Raw genomic sequence first — 17,349 nt, 5'->3', positions numbered from 1 at the left:
TTAAGCATATCATTACGTTTCAATGTCAAAATTTAAACGATATCCAAGGAAATACTACGATAGAGTATATTACTATAAATCAAGTAATATTGACTAATTATAACAGTATTAAAGTATAATTTAAATGATGATATTGTAAGGGTAAGACGGCATTTTTAATCTTTTTTATTGCAACTGATTATAACACATTATAAAGAAAATGTTTCATATCGAGTTAGATAAATAAGATACACACTGGCTAAATGTTTCAACACGTTTTACTTGTAATTAATGCTTTATTCTTTTTTTTACAAAGTTATAAAAAAATAAAAGGTGACGTTAAATAGATTGTATTAATAAAAAAACTAGCAATCTATTTCTCTTTATTTCTAAAGGAATAACAGATTGCTAATTTTGAAGTTTGGATGAATTATAGTTGGTTATTTTACAAAATAAACCTTCTGTATTTTATTGTTTTCTATGTGATATATGGCAATTGCTTCTTTTATTTTATCGCCAACCTGAACACGTTCTTTATCTATGACTGTATTCCCTTTAATAATTCGCCCTTCTAATTCGCAATGTAAATTAGGGATGTTTTTAAACATGTTACCATAAATTTCTCTCATGGTAGCCTTGCCTTTGTATTTTAAAGTGTTAGGAAATGTATACACTTCAACATCATCTGCATAAGGTTCTAAAAAGGCTTCAATATTTCTGAAATTATAAGCGTTTAATTGGCGTTGTGCTAAATCTGCTGGAGTGTCTGGTAATAATTCATTAGGCGTAAAGACAGTGCCTTTATTTATAACGCTATGTATTGCAGTTAGGTTTTCTATGGCATCAATAGGATTGGCATCTAACAGTAAGAGATTTGCTTTTTTACCGATACTTACAGTACCAAATTCGTTCTCTTTATCGAATATTTTAGCCCCATTTATAGTCGATGCTTGTAAAATTTGCCAATTATTCATTCCGCTGTCTTGCATCAGTTGGAGTTCTTTTAAATATGAAGAAGCGTGTAACGTTCCAATATTTCCAGCATCTGTTCCGGTTGCTATTAATACACCAGCATCTGAAAGTATTTTAAGATTTGCCATACTAATAGCATCCGCTTTTTTTAAATCGGCTATACTTTTAGCTGTGTTAGTCCGTGTTTTATAGTTTTCAATTAAAATGGTATCTGATAAATGTTTTAAATCTAATAAGCTTCCTAATTGATATGGATCTGATTCTGCCAATTCATAATTACTCATTTCAAGGCGTTGTCCGAATGTGTTTCTATAAGCTCCATGAACCTGAAGTGTTGGCGATAAAACGGTTTTATTTGTCTTTAATAATGTGACAAATTCTGGCGATAAAAGTTCATCTTTAATACTATGCACTAAAAAATCTGCACCATGTTCTACAGCTAATTTTGCTGTAACTTGTTGTACCGCATGTACTGCAACTTTTAGATGATGTTTATGAGCTTCGTCTATAATCGCTTTAATAATGGGTAAATTTTTCTGAGCACTTGCTTCTATGCTTAAACCATCTCTTCCGGCGATATACCATATTTTAATAAAATCTGGACTATACGGTAATTGTGCCTTTACACCATTAATACCATCTTCTATAGTCTGAGTTAAGATAAAGGGTTCGTCTTTACCTAAATTGGAATACACTTCGGGTTCGTAAGTGGTTAAAAGTGGCCCCGTCATAAGAATCTCTGGCGCATAAGCTTTATCACTATAACTTTTGCGCTGTTCTAAGAAGTTATACGTTGCACCAACATCTATTAAAGTTGTAATGCCATGCTTAAGATAGCGCTTTAATGTGGTTTCCATCTCTAATTTTGCTAAAGCAATTTCATCTGTATAGCTCCAATATTTTTGTAAATCGATGGCATCTGGACGTGTGTATAATCCGCCATTCTGAAAAAAGTGGATATGTGAGTCAACCAAACCAGGAACGACATATTTATTAGTGCCATCAATAATTACGGCATCTTTTGGTATGTTTAGGGCGCTACTTTTTTTTATGTTTGAAATTACATCATCGGTAATTTCGATAGTTTGATGTGTTATCAATTTTTGTTTTTCAACATCTAAAACCGTGACATTGGTAATATATGTTTGTCCGCAAACAGAAATAGTCGAGACCAAAAAACTGATGGCTAAAGCAAATTTTATATTCATAATAGGCTATTAGATATTTTTAGGTTTTGCTTTTTTCCAACCTTCTGCAAGTTGAGCAGATAATTGTTTTACTAATGCGCTTTGCGTAGCTTCGTCTGCTATATTTACTGTTTCGTATGGATCGTTTATGCGATCATATAATTCTGCATTTTTAAAAGCTCCACGAGTTCCTGTAGTATTATCCCAATCATACCATTCTATATAATGATACGATTTGGTATTTATAGAATAGCCCATATTGCGGCTTCCATCTGCTGTATGTCTTGGTCTGCGATGAAACTGACTAAATGCAGCTGTTTTCCATTCGCGATTAGGGTCTTTAATTAAAGGAACAAAACTTGTGCCTTGCATATAATCTGGGACATCTATACCTGCAATTTCACAAAGCGACGGGAACATATCTACAAGTTCTGTAATTTCAAAAGTTTGCTTTCCTCTGTTTTCTTGATTTGGATAACGAACAATCATAGGGACTTGTAAATCTATATTATAATTCGTCATTTTTCCCCAACTGTTATGATCGCCTAATTTCCAACCATGATCACCCCATAGGATAATGATGGTATTGTCGTAAATTCCGATCGCTTTCATATGTGCAATTAGTTTCCCAACGAGGGCATCTACATAACTTACACTTGCATAATAGCCATGTTTTAAAATGCGTGTAGTGTCTTCACTCATTCGATAATCTGATTGCGGATGTCCGATGTGATTAAATCCATCGTAATGTCTTAATTCGTACATGGAATTCATGGTGTAATTCGGAGCATTTTTAGACACATTTGGGTTGTTCGCTAAGGGTATCGTTTCTGGATCGTATAAATCCCAATATTTTTTAGGAGCAGCAAAAGGCAAGTGTGGTCTAAAGAATCCTAAGCCAATATAAAAGGGTGTGTCACTTTCAGACAAACGCGATAATGTTTTTATGGCTAATTCTGTTTGTGCGCCATCATAATACATGGTGTCATTCACATCGGCAGCTTCCCAAGCAGGTCCTGTATTCCAACCATCGGCGTAACGTACAGGTCTTAGTTTTAAAAGCGAATCTCTTTTAATGGCTTGCGATGCATTAACGGCTTCACTAATATAATAGGTCTCACCATCGCGGTTTAACCAATCTTTACGTAAATATTTTTCTGGACGTATATCTGGCTCATCCCAAGAAATAGAATCCGGCATGTAATTATGAAAAATTTTACCAAGATTTACAGTGTGATATCCGTTCTTAGAAAAGTACTGCGGCATGGTAACAGTATTGGGATTGATTTTTCTAAACTCATCTCCAAGATGCCATACTCGCGTAGAATCGGGTCTTATCCCTGTCATTAAACTTGCACGAGATGGCGCACAAACGGCTACTTGAGAAAAAGTCTGTCTAAAGGTCATTCCATCTTCAGCCAATTTATCAATATTAGGAGTTATTGCTGTAGAGTCTCCATAAGCACCTAAAGTAGGTCTTAAATCGTCTACAGAAATAAATAATACATTTGGACGTTTTTGAGGTTTTGTAGGTTCTTTTTGGGTCGTGTCGCAGCTTTGCAGGACTAAAGAAGCCATTAAAAATAGGGCATACGTTAAGGGCGTATTTTTCATAGTAATAGGTAAAGAGTTGTAATTTATGTCCTAAACTACTAATAAATGATAAAAAGCACATGGTTTTTTAGATTCTATTTTTAGTTTCTTGGTCTAATAATGCTAGATGTATAAAGGTGTGAGCTTAGATTCATAAAATTTTAAAGTGCGAATATTGAAGTTTATTTCAGTATTGATAAAAATCTACTTTTAAAACAATCTTATATTGTTGTAACCTCAAAAAAAGGCTTCAAAAATTATTTTATTAATTCTTTTGATTTAAAGTGCAATAATTCGTATTTTTGGTTTACCAAATTGGTTAACCAGTTTAAAAAACATAAGCAAATGAACATAACTAAAAGTACAATTTCAATCCTATTTCTTTCAATTCTCTTTACAGCCCAAGTGAGTGCTCAGGCTTTAAAGACAGTTGTTAAAAACGCGCAAGAATTAGATCTTGCTATTAAGAGTGCAAAACCAGGTAGCCATATTGTAATGGCAAATGGTGTTTGGACCGATGTTGTTATAAAATTTAAAGGTGAAGGAACCAAAGAACAACCTATTGTTCTTGAAGCAGAAACTCCTGGACAAGTATTTATAGAAGGACAATCTACATTAAGATTAGGTGGTGATTATTTAGAAGTTTCAGGATTATATTTTAGAAACGGATATACACCAAAAAATACAGTTATCGATTTTAGAACAGATGAAGATAATGTTGCTAATTATAGTAAAGTGACTAATTGTGTGATTGATGGATTTACACAACCAGATCGTGATTTTAAAGATCACTGGGTTCAACTTTACGGAAGACATAACGAATTAAGTAACTGTTTCATCACTGGTAAATCTAACCCAGGACCAACAATTCGTGTATTCTTAGGAGGTAACGAAAGTATTTACAACCACCACAGAATTGTAAATAACTACTTTGGAGAACGTCCAAGATTAGGAGGACCTCACGGAGAAACGTTACAAATTGGAGACAGTTATACGTCTATGACGCCATCTTATACAGAAGTAGAAAATAACTTATTCGAAAAATGTAATGGTGAAATTGAAATTATTTCAAGTAAATCTAACTTCAATGAATTTAAAAATAACATCTTTTTCGAATGTGAAGGATCTTTAGTGTTACGTCACGGTAACTATGCGAAAGTAGATGGAAATGTATTTATTGGTAACGATAATTCTACAGCAATTGGAGGTGTGCGTGTTGTAAATACAGGACACTGGATTACAAATAACTATTTCTATAAAATTAGAGGAAACGAATTTAGAAGTGCTATTGCAGTTATGAATGGTATTCCAAAATCACCATTAAACCGTTACAACCAAGTTACAGATGTTGTAATTGCTTACAATACATTTATAGATAACATAACGCCATTACAATTTAGTGTTGGGACTAACGTAGATAAAAGTGATGTGTTACCAGCAAGCGAAATTCGTTCTGCTAGACCAATTCGTACTGTAGTCGCAAACAACTTAATTTATAATGAAGATGCGAGTGAAACAACTCAAGTTTTAGGATATAATGAAGTTGATGGTGTGACATTTAAAAACAACATTACAAACAATAAGGTTGAAGGTGATGTTGATACAAACGGTGGATTAACACAACAATCTATTGAAATGAAAAAAGTTTCTGATTGGTTCTATGCGCCTACAAAAGCATTTAGCGATGTGTACAATGGCTTTGAATTTGAAACGATAGACAAAGATATTTTAGGATCAGACAGAACTAAAAACAATGCAATTGGAGCAGTAACATTTCCATATGAAACTGGAGGAATTGTTAATATAAACAAATCTGAATACGGACCATCTTGGTACAAAGCCGAAGTGGCTAAAAAATCTAAAACAATTAAAGTAACATCTGCTGCAGCTTTAATGACTGCTTTAGGTACAGCTAATTCTGGAGATGTGTTAGAAGTAAAATCTGGATCTTATAAAATTTCAGAATCTTTAAACATAGACAAAACCATTACTATTAAGTCATCTAGTAAACGTCAAGTTAAAATTGAATATACAGGAGCTAAAGGAACAGCGTTATTCTTAATGTTACCAAAAGGAAACTTAGTTTTAGATAATGTTGCTTTAAAAGGAAATGACACACAAGACGCTTTTTCAACATTAGAGAAAAACATGTCTATCGCTTACAACTTAAAAGTAACAAACAGTGAAATTTCTAACTTCAACAATGTGTTAATGAGTTATAAAGGCTCGTTTGCAGATGATATTGTATTTAAAAACACTGAAATTTCAGACTGTGCTAACGGAATTCAATTGGCTGGAGAAGACGATGATAAAGGAGATTATAACGCAGAATATGTTACTATAGAAAATAGTATATTCGAAAATGTAGATAAAAATGTGTTAAACTACTATAGAGGAGGTTACGATGAATCTACAGTTGGAGGAACATTAGTCTTTAAAAACAATACAGTTAAAGAAAGTGGATCTAAAGAAGACAGTAAAATTTTATTACAAACTAGAGGTATTGTAAATCTAGACTTTAGCGGAAACACATTTAAAGATAACCCAACACCTTTTGTTATTGTACTTTGGGGAGAAAAAGGACAAGAATCTGTTAACAACACTTTAGAAAATTCTGGAGAAGTTAAAACAGAACAGAATTTAAAAATGAAATTGATGTATTAATTTATTCTAAGTAATTCTACTAAAATTTCAATTTATAAAGAGCTTGCAATGTAATGTTGTAAGCTCTTTTTTTATGTTTATAAGCGAGATCGTTTTTCTATCTAATTCTCACATAGAAATATAATTATATAATTTTAGATGTTATAGCTACAAACTTAGACTATAAATGCGCTGAATTTTATCCCCTAATGTATTTAATAATCGGACTGACTTTAATTACTGTGGTATAATGTTTTAATATATAATTCATATAGAAGTCTTACTATTAAGACTTTTAAAATTGGATACAGGCAGTCTTTTAAGGGTATTCATTTATTTCAATAATACACTCAATCAAAAAACTAGTTCTTATAGTCGGACTGTAATTCCTTCTTACAATTGTAAAATAGTGATTGCATCTGTTTGTTAAATGCGGCAGAAAGAGAAAGGCTAATAATAAAGATGTTACAGATTTAGAATTTTAATTTAAACTCTTATTAAATACGATTCTTAACATTTAGAATTTAGGCTAACTCCAATTTTACTTTAGTGATTATGTGCTTACAATTTTTCATGAAAAAAGCGGCTTCGTATATACAAAGCCGCTTCTGACAAGAATGAGATGGAAAACTGAAAAAAACTACCTCACCTTGTTTTAATGTATAATGTAACAATACTGTAAAACACACATGTATTTTCTGTCAGTTTCTTTTAAATCTATTTCAGAAAACAACGGTCTGTTTTGTATGTCTAAACTTAATTTAGAATAGTGTCCATTTAAATACCAATTTAGTCCGACGCTACCTACTATCATATCTTCTTCTAAAGCATCAAAATCACTAGATTGTAGCACCACATAAGGTTCTAATTGTCCCCAATCTGTTTGCTTACCCATTTGATTAAAGAGTAATCCGAAGTGTCCGTAAAACGTTTGTCCGCTACCCAAAAATGGATACGAATTTCCTCCTGTATTAACTAAATTATCGGTATTATCAAATCCAAAAGCGGGACTGTTTATACCTACGTTTCTGATGTAGTTCGGACCCAAATCATAATCAAAATATCCCACATAGGCATTCACAGCAGAAATCCATATACTACTAACTGCTTGATCCCAAAAAATATCTGCAGACCAAAGTTTCATATCATGATAAGAAATTAAGCTATTGGTTTCTGAGTATAAAGCATCATGTTGGTATTTAGCACCTATACCAATAGATAAATAATTTTTTTTCCCTAAATAAGTGCCAATAAAATTAGGACCACGGTTGTTTTCCTTTTCCAGAAAATCGTATTTTATATAAGACGTGTATTGTATATTGCTGTACTTATCTGTAAACTGTGCAACTCCTTCATTTGGCGTGGCAGGATTTGCACCCGTATAATCAAAACTAAAAGGTTTAATAAAAACCATACGGTAATTTAATTGTCCGATATCTCCTAAAAACACTAAACTCAGTTCTCGAGTAATATCATCGGTGTAATTTAAGGTTGGTTGTGTAATAACGTTTAAATCGGTTTGCATCATGGTCGATGTAGAAGGCGCAGCAAAACGCGATAATCCGTCGTAAGTAGATTTCCCAAACGATACAGCAAATGGTTTATAAATATTATAAGTTCCGTATAAATCTAAAATTTTTAGATATGGAAAATCTTTTCCTTTTTTATTAAAATTATTTTCACCTACAGCAAAACGAAATTTAAATTTATCCTTGTACGTTAAGTTTCCTCCTAATCTTAAACGTCTTACAGCAACTCCAAAATCATCATTTTTATAATTTCCATCTTTATCTGTACTTCCAGGGTTCCACTCGGTATATTGTGCTCTGGCTTGTATATAACCTCCTAATTTTAATTTTAAATCGGGATTTTTAAATAAAGTGTATTCAAACTTAGATTTATCGACTTTAGATATAACAGTGTCTTTAATCTGACTGTAGGTTTTTGAAGGGCACAATAATAAAGTAAGCAAAAATAGAGGACTCCAACGTATAAAACTATGTAATTGTTTTGTTAGCATTACCATATTATTTCTATCGAAATCGGATTTTAAATAATGATTTCTAAGGTTAGTTTTTAAGAGTGCAAAATTCGGTATTCAATGCAGTGTGTACAATGACTTATGTCATGTTTAATCGTATATTTATTCGTAACTTTATATATTACAAATCGTGTAAATTATATTGTACATATGAAAACAATGCTGAAAATTTTAGTTCCATTTGATTTTACAGAAACTGCAGAAAACGCACTAAGTTACGTTAAAAAATTTGTAGGTTACGATGAAGATACTGAAATAGTATTTGTCTATGTAGATGAGAGTGAAGACACTGATGCCGTTAATAAATTAGAAGCTGTTAAAGCAGATTTTGAGTCGCATGCCATTAGTAAAGTAAGGACCTTAGTGGTTAAAGGCGAGTTTCAATCGGCTTTACTAGAGGTTGTTAAAGCAGAGGCCTCAGATTTAGTTTTTATAGGTACAGGATTAATTAATAAAGACAAATTAATTACAAATACGTCTACATTTGTACTTTCTGCCGATTGTCCTGTTATTGTAATTCCTAAAGGGTATGAAGAATTTCAAATTAAAAAAATAGCCTTGGTAATAGGAGAAGATTTAATTCATAACAGTAAGTTGTTAGAAACGCTTTTAATTGTGGCGAGACGATTTTCTGCTAAAGTTGAAGTCCTTACGGTTAAAAGAGGAGAAGCAGAATATGGTTATACAACTGCCGATGAAAAGAATGAGAATGTTATTTCATATTATTTAGAAAACTTCTATTCCGGACACGTTTTTATAGACGGTCCAGATATTCCTAAAAGTATTTTTAAATATGCTGAAGATAAAAACATAGACTTAATTAGTATTTTACCAAGAAATCATGAAGTAGGAGAGACCTCTTCTAAAGGGGCTTTAACTAAAGTCTTATCAGAAATGTCTAAAGTGCCCTTACTAGTTATCGATTAATATAAAGATGTAATTAATTGCGATGAATATTGTAATTTAATTCTGTTTGATTATGTAAGACCACCCAGAAAGGTGGTCTTTTTTTAGTAGAATTGTTGTGGTGTGGATAAATAATTATATCAAATCTAAAATTCTTTTCAGATTGTGTCATATAATAGTAAATTAGCGCTCAGTTGCAAGAATGGTCTACATTCTAATCCCCTAACACATAATAGAAAATAGTTTAATATGAGTACACCTTTAGATGTCGATAGCACTTTAACAGATTTAAATTTAGAAACTTACTTTCAAACGTTTAAAGATGGTGTTATTGGAGATAAATATACGTTCAAAAGTATATTCGGAGAACAGCAAGTGCTGTATGCAGATTGGATTGCTAGCGGACGTTTATATGCGCCTATAGAAAAAATTATGCAAGAGCAAATTGGTCCAATGGTTGCTAATACGCATTCGTTTTCTAGTGAAACCGGAAAAGCCTCTACGTATGCTTATAAACATGCGCGTACCATTATTAAACAACATGTAAATGCAAATGACAATGATGTGTTAGTTACAGCTAATACAGGAATGACAGGCGTTTTGTCTGTATTACAACGTGTAATGGGCTTGCGTTTTCCAGATGCTAAATTGAAGAAAAATCAATTGGCAGAACAGGACAGACCAGTAGTTTTTATTTCTCATATGGAACATCATTCTAATCATGTGCCATGGCTAGAAACCATTGCAGATGTGGTCATTGTAAAATGTAACGACGAGAAATTAATTTGTCCTAAACAATTAGAAGCCGCCTTAATAGAGTATAAAGATAGAACGACCAAAATCGGATCGTTTACAGCGTGTTCTAACGTAACAGGAATTATTTCGCCATATACAGATTTGGCAAAAATGATGCATAAATATGGCGGATATTGTTTTGTAGATTTCGCAGCATCTGCACCTTATGTCGATATTGATATGCATCCTGAAGATGAAGATGCGCGCTTAGATGCTATTTTCTTTTCACCTCATAAATTTTTAGGCGGACCAGGAACTTGTGGAGTGTTAGTTTTTAATAAAAGTTTATATAAAGCTAATTGTCCGGATGTGCCAGGCGGAGGAAATGTGCAATGGACAAATCCTTGGGGAGATTATGCCTATTTTAACGATATTGAAGTTCGTGAAGATGGCGGAACTCCTGGATTTTTACAAGTAATGCGTACAGCATTAGCAATGCGTTTAAAAGACAAGATGAATACAGCTTTAATCGCGAAACGCGAAGAAGAATTGTTATCGTATTGTTTTGATAGATTAAAGCAAATTCCAAATGTTTTTATTTTAGGTAATACAGCTGTTAAGCGAATAGGTTGCGTGTCTTTTGGAATTACAGATGTACATTATAATTTAATAGTACGATTACTAAACGATCGCTTTGGGATACAAGTACGTGGAGGATGGTCTTGTGCCAGCACCTATGGCCATTATTTATTTGATTATGATGAAAACAGATCATTAGAAATGGTTGATAATTTAAACGCTAAAAACTTAACCAATAAACCAGGTTGGGTTCGTGTATCGCTTCATCCTGTAACTACAAATGCAGAAATGGAATTTATTTGTGATGCCATAAAACAAGTGGCCGAAAACCATGAAGCATGGAGCGCAGACTATGTTTATAATAAATCTAATAATGAGTTTGAAGATGCAACCAAAGATGCAGATATCATTGAAAAAACAAAAAATTGGTTTGTAATTTAAAAGTAGAAATTACAAACGTTAAGCATATATAAAACAGTGCCAAAAACTTCATCGATAATTTACGATGAAGTTTTTTGTTTTAAAAATGATTTGAGTGCATTTTAGAAAATAAGTTCAATTAAATTTGCAGTTAAATCTTAATCTATGAAATTTAAAATAGACCGCTTCATCCTTGCAATTATTGCAGTTATCATTTTTGCGTATAATGTACCACAATACGGGATTGAAGACAGTGGTTTTCCAATATCAACAATCAGTTCTATTGGTTTCTTTTTAATATTTTTCTTCTACGGCTTAAAATTGAGTCCGCAACAAATTAAGTCAGGCTTATACAATTGGAAATTGCATGTTTTGGTTCAGTTATCCACATTTCTATTTTTTCCGTTGCTAATTTTAATGTGTTATCCGTTTGTACAAACGCAAGAACAACATAGTTTTTGGTTAGCCCTTTTATTTATGGCAGCATTACCATCTACCGTTTCATCTTCAGTCGTAATGGTTTCTGTAGCAAGAGGAAATGTGCCTGCGGCTATATTTAATGCCAGTATTTCTGGAATTATAGGAATTGTAATCACACCGCTTTGGGTGGGATTGTTTCTAGAAAAATCGGGTACAGAATTCGATTATACGTCAATATATATTAATCTGATTATTGGAATCATCTTACCTGTTATTTTAGGACTTTCGCTTCAAAGATATGGTCATGCCTTAGCCTTAAAATATAGTAAACAACTTACCCTTTTCGATAAATCTGTAATTCTATTGGTTATTTATAAAAGCTTTGCCGAGTCGTTTTATAATGACATTTTTAGTAGTGTAAAACTATTAGACTTTTTCATATTGTTTCTAATTGTAATCGCCATATTTTTTACGGTTTTTTATTGTGTTGGCTTTATTGCTACAAAATTAAAGTTTAGTACAGAAGACAAAATTACGGCTCAGTTTTGTGGTACAAAAAAATCTTTAGTACACGGGACTATTTTTTATAAAATACTGTTTAATAATTCAGCAGCTTCAAGTTTAATTTTATTACCACTCATGATTTTTCATGCGTCTCAAATATTCATTATTAGTATAATAGCATCAAAATTTGCGAAAAGAGAGTCTGAAAATTTAAAATAAACTTTAACGCATTTTTATGTGTATTTAATTGTTGAACGGTTTAACTTTTTGCACCTTTATGTGAGTTTTAAGACTTTTTTTTAATATTAAAATCACAATCTCATGTATACATTTCAAGAACAATTAGAACGTATTAAAGACGGAAAAGGCTTTATTGCGGCTTTAGATCAGAGTGGCGGAAGTACTCCAAAAGCATTATTAGGATACGGTGTTACAGATAATCAATATAAAGATGAAACAGAGATGTTTCAGTTAATTCATAACATGCGTACTCGTGTTATTTCAGATAAAAATTTTTCACAAGATAAAATCTTAGGAGTCATCCTTTTTGAAAAAACCATGAAAGGATTAATTGCTAACGAAGCGGTACCATCGTACTTATTAGAAAAGCATATTGTCCCTTTTTTAAAGATTGATAAAGGATTAGAAGATCTAAAAGATGGTGTAAAGTTAATGAAACCCATCCCCAATTTAGAGTCTCGATTATCTGAAGCTAAAGGACTAGGTATATTTGGTACAAAAATGCGTTCTGTGATTTATGAAGATAACATAAAAGGTATTTCAGACATTGTAAAACAACAGTTTGCTGTCGGAGCAGAAATTATTGCTTCTGGTCTTGTGCCTATTTTAGAACCCGAAGTAGATATTCATGCTGAAGATAAACCTGAAATAGAAGCCATTCTTAAAAAACACATTCTTTTAGAATTAGATAAGTTAAAAGCAGATCAATCTGTCATTTTAAAATTGACATTACCAACAGTCCCAGATTTTTATAAAGACTTAGTTAATCATGCTAAAGTGGTTCGGGTTTTTGCGCTTTCTGGAGGGTATGATATAGATACTGCAAATACTTTACTAACTAAAAATAAAGGGGTCATCGCTAGTTTTTCTAGAGCGCTTTTAAACGATCTAAAATTTCAGCAGAGTGAAACCGAATTTTCTACGGCATTAGCAGGTGCTATAGATAGCATCTATAAAGCATCCATAACCTAAGAGTATTAATATTTTAGTAAAAAAAACCGGTACCATAAGTACCGGTTTTTTTTATGCTTCCTGTGTTTTAAGATCCATAACAGCTGTGTACCAAGCCTGAATAACTTCTGGGCCATAAATACGTTCTAAGCGTCTAACAATAAAATGACCTTTAGCAACATCTTGAAAGTGATCTATAAATAAGGTATTTATTATTCCTCCACCAATGGCACCAATGGCTGGAATGGCTTGCGCAGCCGCTTTTTCTGTTACAATAACATTAAATCGGGTTGCTACATTAACTATAAATTTAACAAGTGCTGGCGCACTTTCTTCAGATATTTTTTTGGTAGCTACATATCTAGAGGCTTCAGTGATTGAATTTGCTAATGCCGCACGCACTATAAAATATCCGCTTTCAGCATCGTCATCAGCTGTGCTTTCACCACCTAAAGCAAAGACCTCCATACAAGCCAATTTGGTTTCATAGTCACTTAATGATTCTCCTTGCGAGCGTGCAATATCTGCTATAGAACGCAACATAATGGTGGTCGATACAGGAAGTTCTAAGGCCAATCCTGCAAGTCCAAAAAATCCGCCAACACCACCAGAAAGTGCTGCGCCAAATTTGTGCCAGGCGTTAGAAGGGTGTTCTACTTCAATGTCATCTAACGACCAAATGGCAGCTTCTGTAGCTTTTATTAAAGATTTTTGGGTGATTTTACCAATATTAGCTTGCCAATTTTCAGGAAGAAAATCGATAGCTTTTTCAATAGGCATACCTATAACATTGGTTATTTTGGCTGCAATACTAGGGTTTTCTAATAATTCTACAGCGGTTGTTAATTCTTGTATATGAATATCGCTTAAGGATGTTTCCATAAGTGTGTTTTATTTTGATTGATGAATAATTTAAAAATACAAAATCTATACCAGAGTACTTTTAAAGTTATCTTAAGATGTTCATTTATTTTTTTATTGAGCAGAATATACCCTGTTTTTTTGGTTTTTTTTAAGTCATCTTTACATGTAAGTTTGATTGTGCTATCGTTCAATTGTTAAGTTTTAAATTTGTTGAAATTCATAAGTTGGCATTTAGTCATAACACTTATATTTGCCGACTTATAAAATACATTTAAATGATTTCAATAGACGGGATTGCAGTAGAATTTGGAGGAACCACATTGTTTAGCGATGTATCTTTTTCCATTAATGAAAATGACAAGATTGCCTTAATGGGTAAAAATGGAGCAGGAAAATCTACATTATTAAAAATTATAGCAGGAAAAAGCAAGCCAACACGCGGTAATGTGTCTTCGCCTAAAGATTATGTGATTTCGTATTTACCACAACATTTACTCACAGAGGATGACTGTACGGTGATGGAAGAAGCTTCTAAAGCGTTTGCTTCTGTTTTTAAAATGAAATCTGAAATTGATGCCATTAATGAAGAATTAACGGTACGTACAGATTATGAAAGTGATGGCTATATGAAACTGATTGAAAAGGTTTCAGAATTAAGCGAAAAATTCTATTCTATAGAAGAAATTAACTACGAATCTGAAGTCGAAAAGATATTAATTGGACTTGGTTTCGTGCGTTCAGATTTTAGTAGACCGACTTCAGAGTTTAGCGGTGGATGGCGTATGCGAATAGAATTGGCGAAAATTCTACTTCAAAAACCAGATTTAATTCTATTAGATGAGCCTACAAACCATATGGATATTGAAAGTATACAGTGGTTAGAAGATTTCTTGATTACACAAGCTAAAGCTGTTGTAGTGATTTCTCACGATAGGGCATTTGTAGATAATATTACTACGCGAACTATAGAAGTCACTATGGGACGTATTTACGATTACAAAGCTAAATATTCTCATTATTTAGAGTTGCGAAAAGATCGTCGTGCACATCAGCAAAAAGCATACGATGAGCAACAAAAAATGATCGCCGATAATCAGGAATTTATAGATCGTTTTAAAGGCACGTATTCTAAGACACTTCAAGTACAATCACGTGTTAAAATGCTTGAGAAATTAACACCAATTGAAGTAGATGAAGTAGATACAGCGGCTTTAAAATTAAAATTTCCACCATCACCAAGATCTGGGCAATATCCAGTTGTTGTTAATGAATTATCTAAATCTTATGATGATCATGTTGTATTTAATAATGCAAATTTAGTGATTGAACGTGGCCAAAAAGTTGCTTTTGTAGGGAAGAACGGTGAAGGAAAATCGACTATGGTAAAGGCTATCATGAACGAAATTGAATTTGAGGGAAGCATGGAATTAGGACATAATGCTCAAATTGGATATTTTGCCCAAAATCAGGCTTCGTTACTGGATGGAGATTTAACCATTTTTGAAACGATCGACCGCATTGCAGTTGGTGATATTAGAAATAAAATTAAAGATTTGTTAGGTGCATTTATGTTTGGTGGCGATATTTCTACTAAAAAAGTAAAGGTGTTATCTGGAGGAGAAAAAACACGTTTAGCCATGATAAAGCTATTGCTGGAACCTGTAAATGTGCTAATTCTGGATGAGCCTACTAATCATTTAGATATGAAAACAAAAGACATTATTAAAGATGCTTTAAAAGATTTTGATGGGACTTTAATTTTGGTGTCTCACGATAGAGATTTCTTAGACGGTTTAGCGACCAAAGTATTTGAATTTGGAAATAAACGCGTTAAAGAACATTTTGAAGATATTAATGGATTCTTAAAGCTTAAGAAAATGGAAAGCATGCGAGATATTGAAAAATAGATGTCGTATAAGTTATATTAAAAAAATGCCTTGTAACGTAGTGTTGCAAGGCATTTTTTATAGAATTAAATTCCAAGAATTTTAGCATCTACCGCAAAAACGGTTTTAATATCGATGTCGTAATCTTCGGTTAACACTTCATCTATACCCGTTTCAATTTTCAAATAAAATGAATCCTGAAAAATATAATTTTTTAAATCCTCGTCAGACGTCTCTAAATACATCACGTGAGTACCATTTTCTATAGGCGTTGTGTTCCATGCAAGTTTCGTGTCTTCCAAACCATCGGCAGCAATGTAAATTTCTATTGTTTCTAAGAAGCTAAAATCTTCATCACTCGGACTTGTTAAGGTCAGTCTAAATTCTGAAAGTGTTATGTCTTCAATTAAATCTTCAGATGTATCGTTAATACTAAAAGTAGACTCCGAATTGGTTTCAATTTCAGGCGTACTTATTGTAAAAGGGATATCTATTGGCACGGTTGCAGGAATGGTAACAGATTCGTCGTAAGTAATATCAAATTTTGTAAAATCATCTAAATTGTCGCAAGACACAGTTACAAGTACGATTAAAAGATAGAATATAGATTTTATATGTGCGTTCAAGTTTTTCATAAGTTTTAATTTAAAACGTAAATATAGTGTAATTATAACGCTAGTAAGGTCTGATGTATTGTAGTCTCTTATTTTGATACTGACTTACTCTATAAGATTATCATTTTTTTAACATCATGATTTCTAGTGTGATAATATTTCATTGTAAATTTAAGAGACAAACACAAAACGAATTTTTGACTTTAAATTTTAAAACAATGAAAAAAATACTTTTCCTTACCGGCGATTTTACTGAAGATTATGAAACTATGGTGCCTTTTCAAATGTTAGAAATGGTGGGCTACGAAGTGCATACGGTTTGTCCAGACAAAAAGAAAGGCGATATAATTAAAACGGCAATACACGATTTTGAAGGCGACCAAACGTATACAGAAAAACCAGGGCATAATTTTGTGCTAAACTATACTTTTGACGACGTAAATGTAACAGATTACGACGGTTTAGTTATTGCCGGAGGTCGTGCTCCAGAATATTTAAGATTAAACGCCACGCTTTTGGGGATGGTTCAGTATTTCTTTAAAGAAAATTTACCAGTGGCTGCGATCTGTCATGGTATACAAATACTTACGGCTGCCAATGTAGTAAAAGGTAGAACCTTAACAGCATATCCAGCTGTAGGACCTGAAGTCAGACTTGCTGGTGGCGAGTTTCGTGATATTGCTGCAGATAAAGCGTATGTAGATGGCAATTTGGTAACATCGCCAGCATGGCCAGGACATCCTGCTTTTATAAAAGCATTTTTAGACCTCTTGGGAGCAAAAATCACGTTATAAACATGTTGAATTTAAAATTTC

Annotated in this window: 12 protein-coding genes; 7 read left to right on the top strand and 5 right to left on the bottom strand. The window is 32.8% G+C overall.

All coding sequences use genetic code 11. The annotated features are described in order from the left end of the window. Positions 1-419: 419 nt before the first annotated feature. Both AST99_RS02505 and AST99_RS02500 read right to left on the bottom strand, forming a co-directional pair. Positions 420-2,159 (bottom strand): amidohydrolase family protein, encoded by a 1,740-nt coding sequence (locus AST99_RS02505; protein ID WP_157486281.1) that lies wholly within the window; start codon positions 2,157-2,159, stop codon positions 420-422. A gap of 9 nt (positions 2,160-2,168) precedes the next feature. Next, complete coding sequence (locus AST99_RS02500) at positions 2,169-3,752, bottom strand: sulfatase (RefSeq protein ID WP_057778782.1); 1,584 nt, start codon at positions 3,750-3,752, stop codon at positions 2,169-2,171. Between the two features lie 324 nt (positions 3,753-4,076). On the opposite strand from AST99_RS02500, the gene AST99_RS02495 reads away from it, so the two are divergent. Further along, a complete protein-coding gene (locus AST99_RS02495; RefSeq protein WP_057778780.1) occupies positions 4,077-6,395 on the top strand; it encodes a chondroitinase-B domain-containing protein in 2,319 nt (772 codons plus the stop codon). A 634-nt stretch (positions 6,396-7,029) separates the two neighbouring features. On the opposite strand, the gene AST99_RS02490 is transcribed toward AST99_RS02495, so the two are convergent. Then, positions 7,030-8,394 carry a porin gene (locus AST99_RS02490; protein WP_157486280.1) on the bottom strand — a complete coding sequence of 455 codons (1,365 nt, stop codon included), beginning with the start codon at positions 8,392-8,394 and terminating at the stop codon, positions 7,030-7,032. A gap of 180 nt (positions 8,395-8,574) precedes the next feature. Here AST99_RS02490 and AST99_RS02485 point away from each other — a divergent pair, with 180 nt between their 5' ends. The 4 genes from AST99_RS02485 (at position 8,575) to AST99_RS02470 (ending at position 13,191) form a co-directional block, all read left to right on the top strand. Beyond that, the gene (locus AST99_RS02485) at positions 8,575-9,342 is read left to right on the top strand and encodes a universal stress protein (RefSeq protein ID WP_172441806.1); all 768 of its coding nucleotides are present in this window, start codon (positions 8,575-8,577) and stop codon (positions 9,340-9,342) included. A 228-nt stretch (positions 9,343-9,570) separates the two neighbouring features. Next, positions 9,571-11,076 carry an aminotransferase class V-fold PLP-dependent enzyme gene (locus AST99_RS02480; RefSeq protein WP_057778774.1) on the top strand — a complete coding sequence of 502 codons (1,506 nt, stop codon included), beginning with the start codon at positions 9,571-9,573 and terminating at the stop codon, positions 11,074-11,076. A gap of 144 nt (positions 11,077-11,220) precedes the next feature. Next, positions 11,221-12,198 (top strand): bile acid:sodium symporter family protein, encoded by a 978-nt coding sequence (locus tag AST99_RS02475; RefSeq protein ID WP_057778771.1) that lies wholly within the window; start codon positions 11,221-11,223, stop codon positions 12,196-12,198. A gap of 102 nt (positions 12,199-12,300) precedes the next feature. After that, positions 12,301-13,191, top strand: coding sequence for a fructose bisphosphate aldolase (locus AST99_RS02470; protein ID WP_057778770.1), 891 nt, complete (start codon positions 12,301-12,303; stop codon positions 13,189-13,191). A 51-nt stretch (positions 13,192-13,242) separates the two neighbouring features. Here AST99_RS02470 and AST99_RS02465 read toward each other — a convergent pair whose 3' ends face one another. Then, on the bottom strand, positions 13,243-14,052 hold the full coding sequence (locus AST99_RS02465) for an EcsC family protein (RefSeq protein ID WP_057778769.1): 810 nt from the start codon (positions 14,050-14,052) through the stop codon (positions 13,243-13,245). Positions 14,053-14,309: 257 nt separating this feature from the next. On the opposite strand from AST99_RS02465, the gene AST99_RS02460 reads away from it, so the two are divergent. Beyond that, positions 14,310-15,941 carry an ABC-F family ATP-binding cassette domain-containing protein gene (locus AST99_RS02460; protein WP_057778767.1) on the top strand — a complete coding sequence of 544 codons (1,632 nt, stop codon included), beginning with the start codon at positions 14,310-14,312 and terminating at the stop codon, positions 15,939-15,941. A gap of 65 nt (positions 15,942-16,006) precedes the next feature. Here AST99_RS02460 and AST99_RS02455 read toward each other — a convergent pair whose 3' ends face one another. Beyond that, entirely contained in the window at positions 16,007-16,555 is a 549-nt protein-coding gene (locus tag AST99_RS02455) for a hypothetical protein (protein WP_069727784.1), read from the bottom strand. A 197-nt stretch (positions 16,556-16,752) separates the two neighbouring features. Between AST99_RS02455 and AST99_RS02450 the strand changes: the two genes are divergently transcribed. Continuing rightward, positions 16,753-17,328, top strand: a complete 576-nt coding sequence (locus AST99_RS02450) for a DJ-1/PfpI family protein (RefSeq protein ID WP_057778914.1) — start codon at positions 16,753-16,755, stop codon at positions 17,326-17,328. Positions 17,329-17,349 lie beyond the last annotated feature (21 nt).

Origin of the sequence: Formosa algae, from assembly GCF_001439665.1 — a bacterium.
GTDB lineage: Bacteria > Bacteroidota > Bacteroidia > Flavobacteriales > Flavobacteriaceae > Formosa > Formosa algae.
Note: the sequence above shows the minus strand (reverse complement) of the source record. Positions and strands in the feature narration are given on the sequence as shown.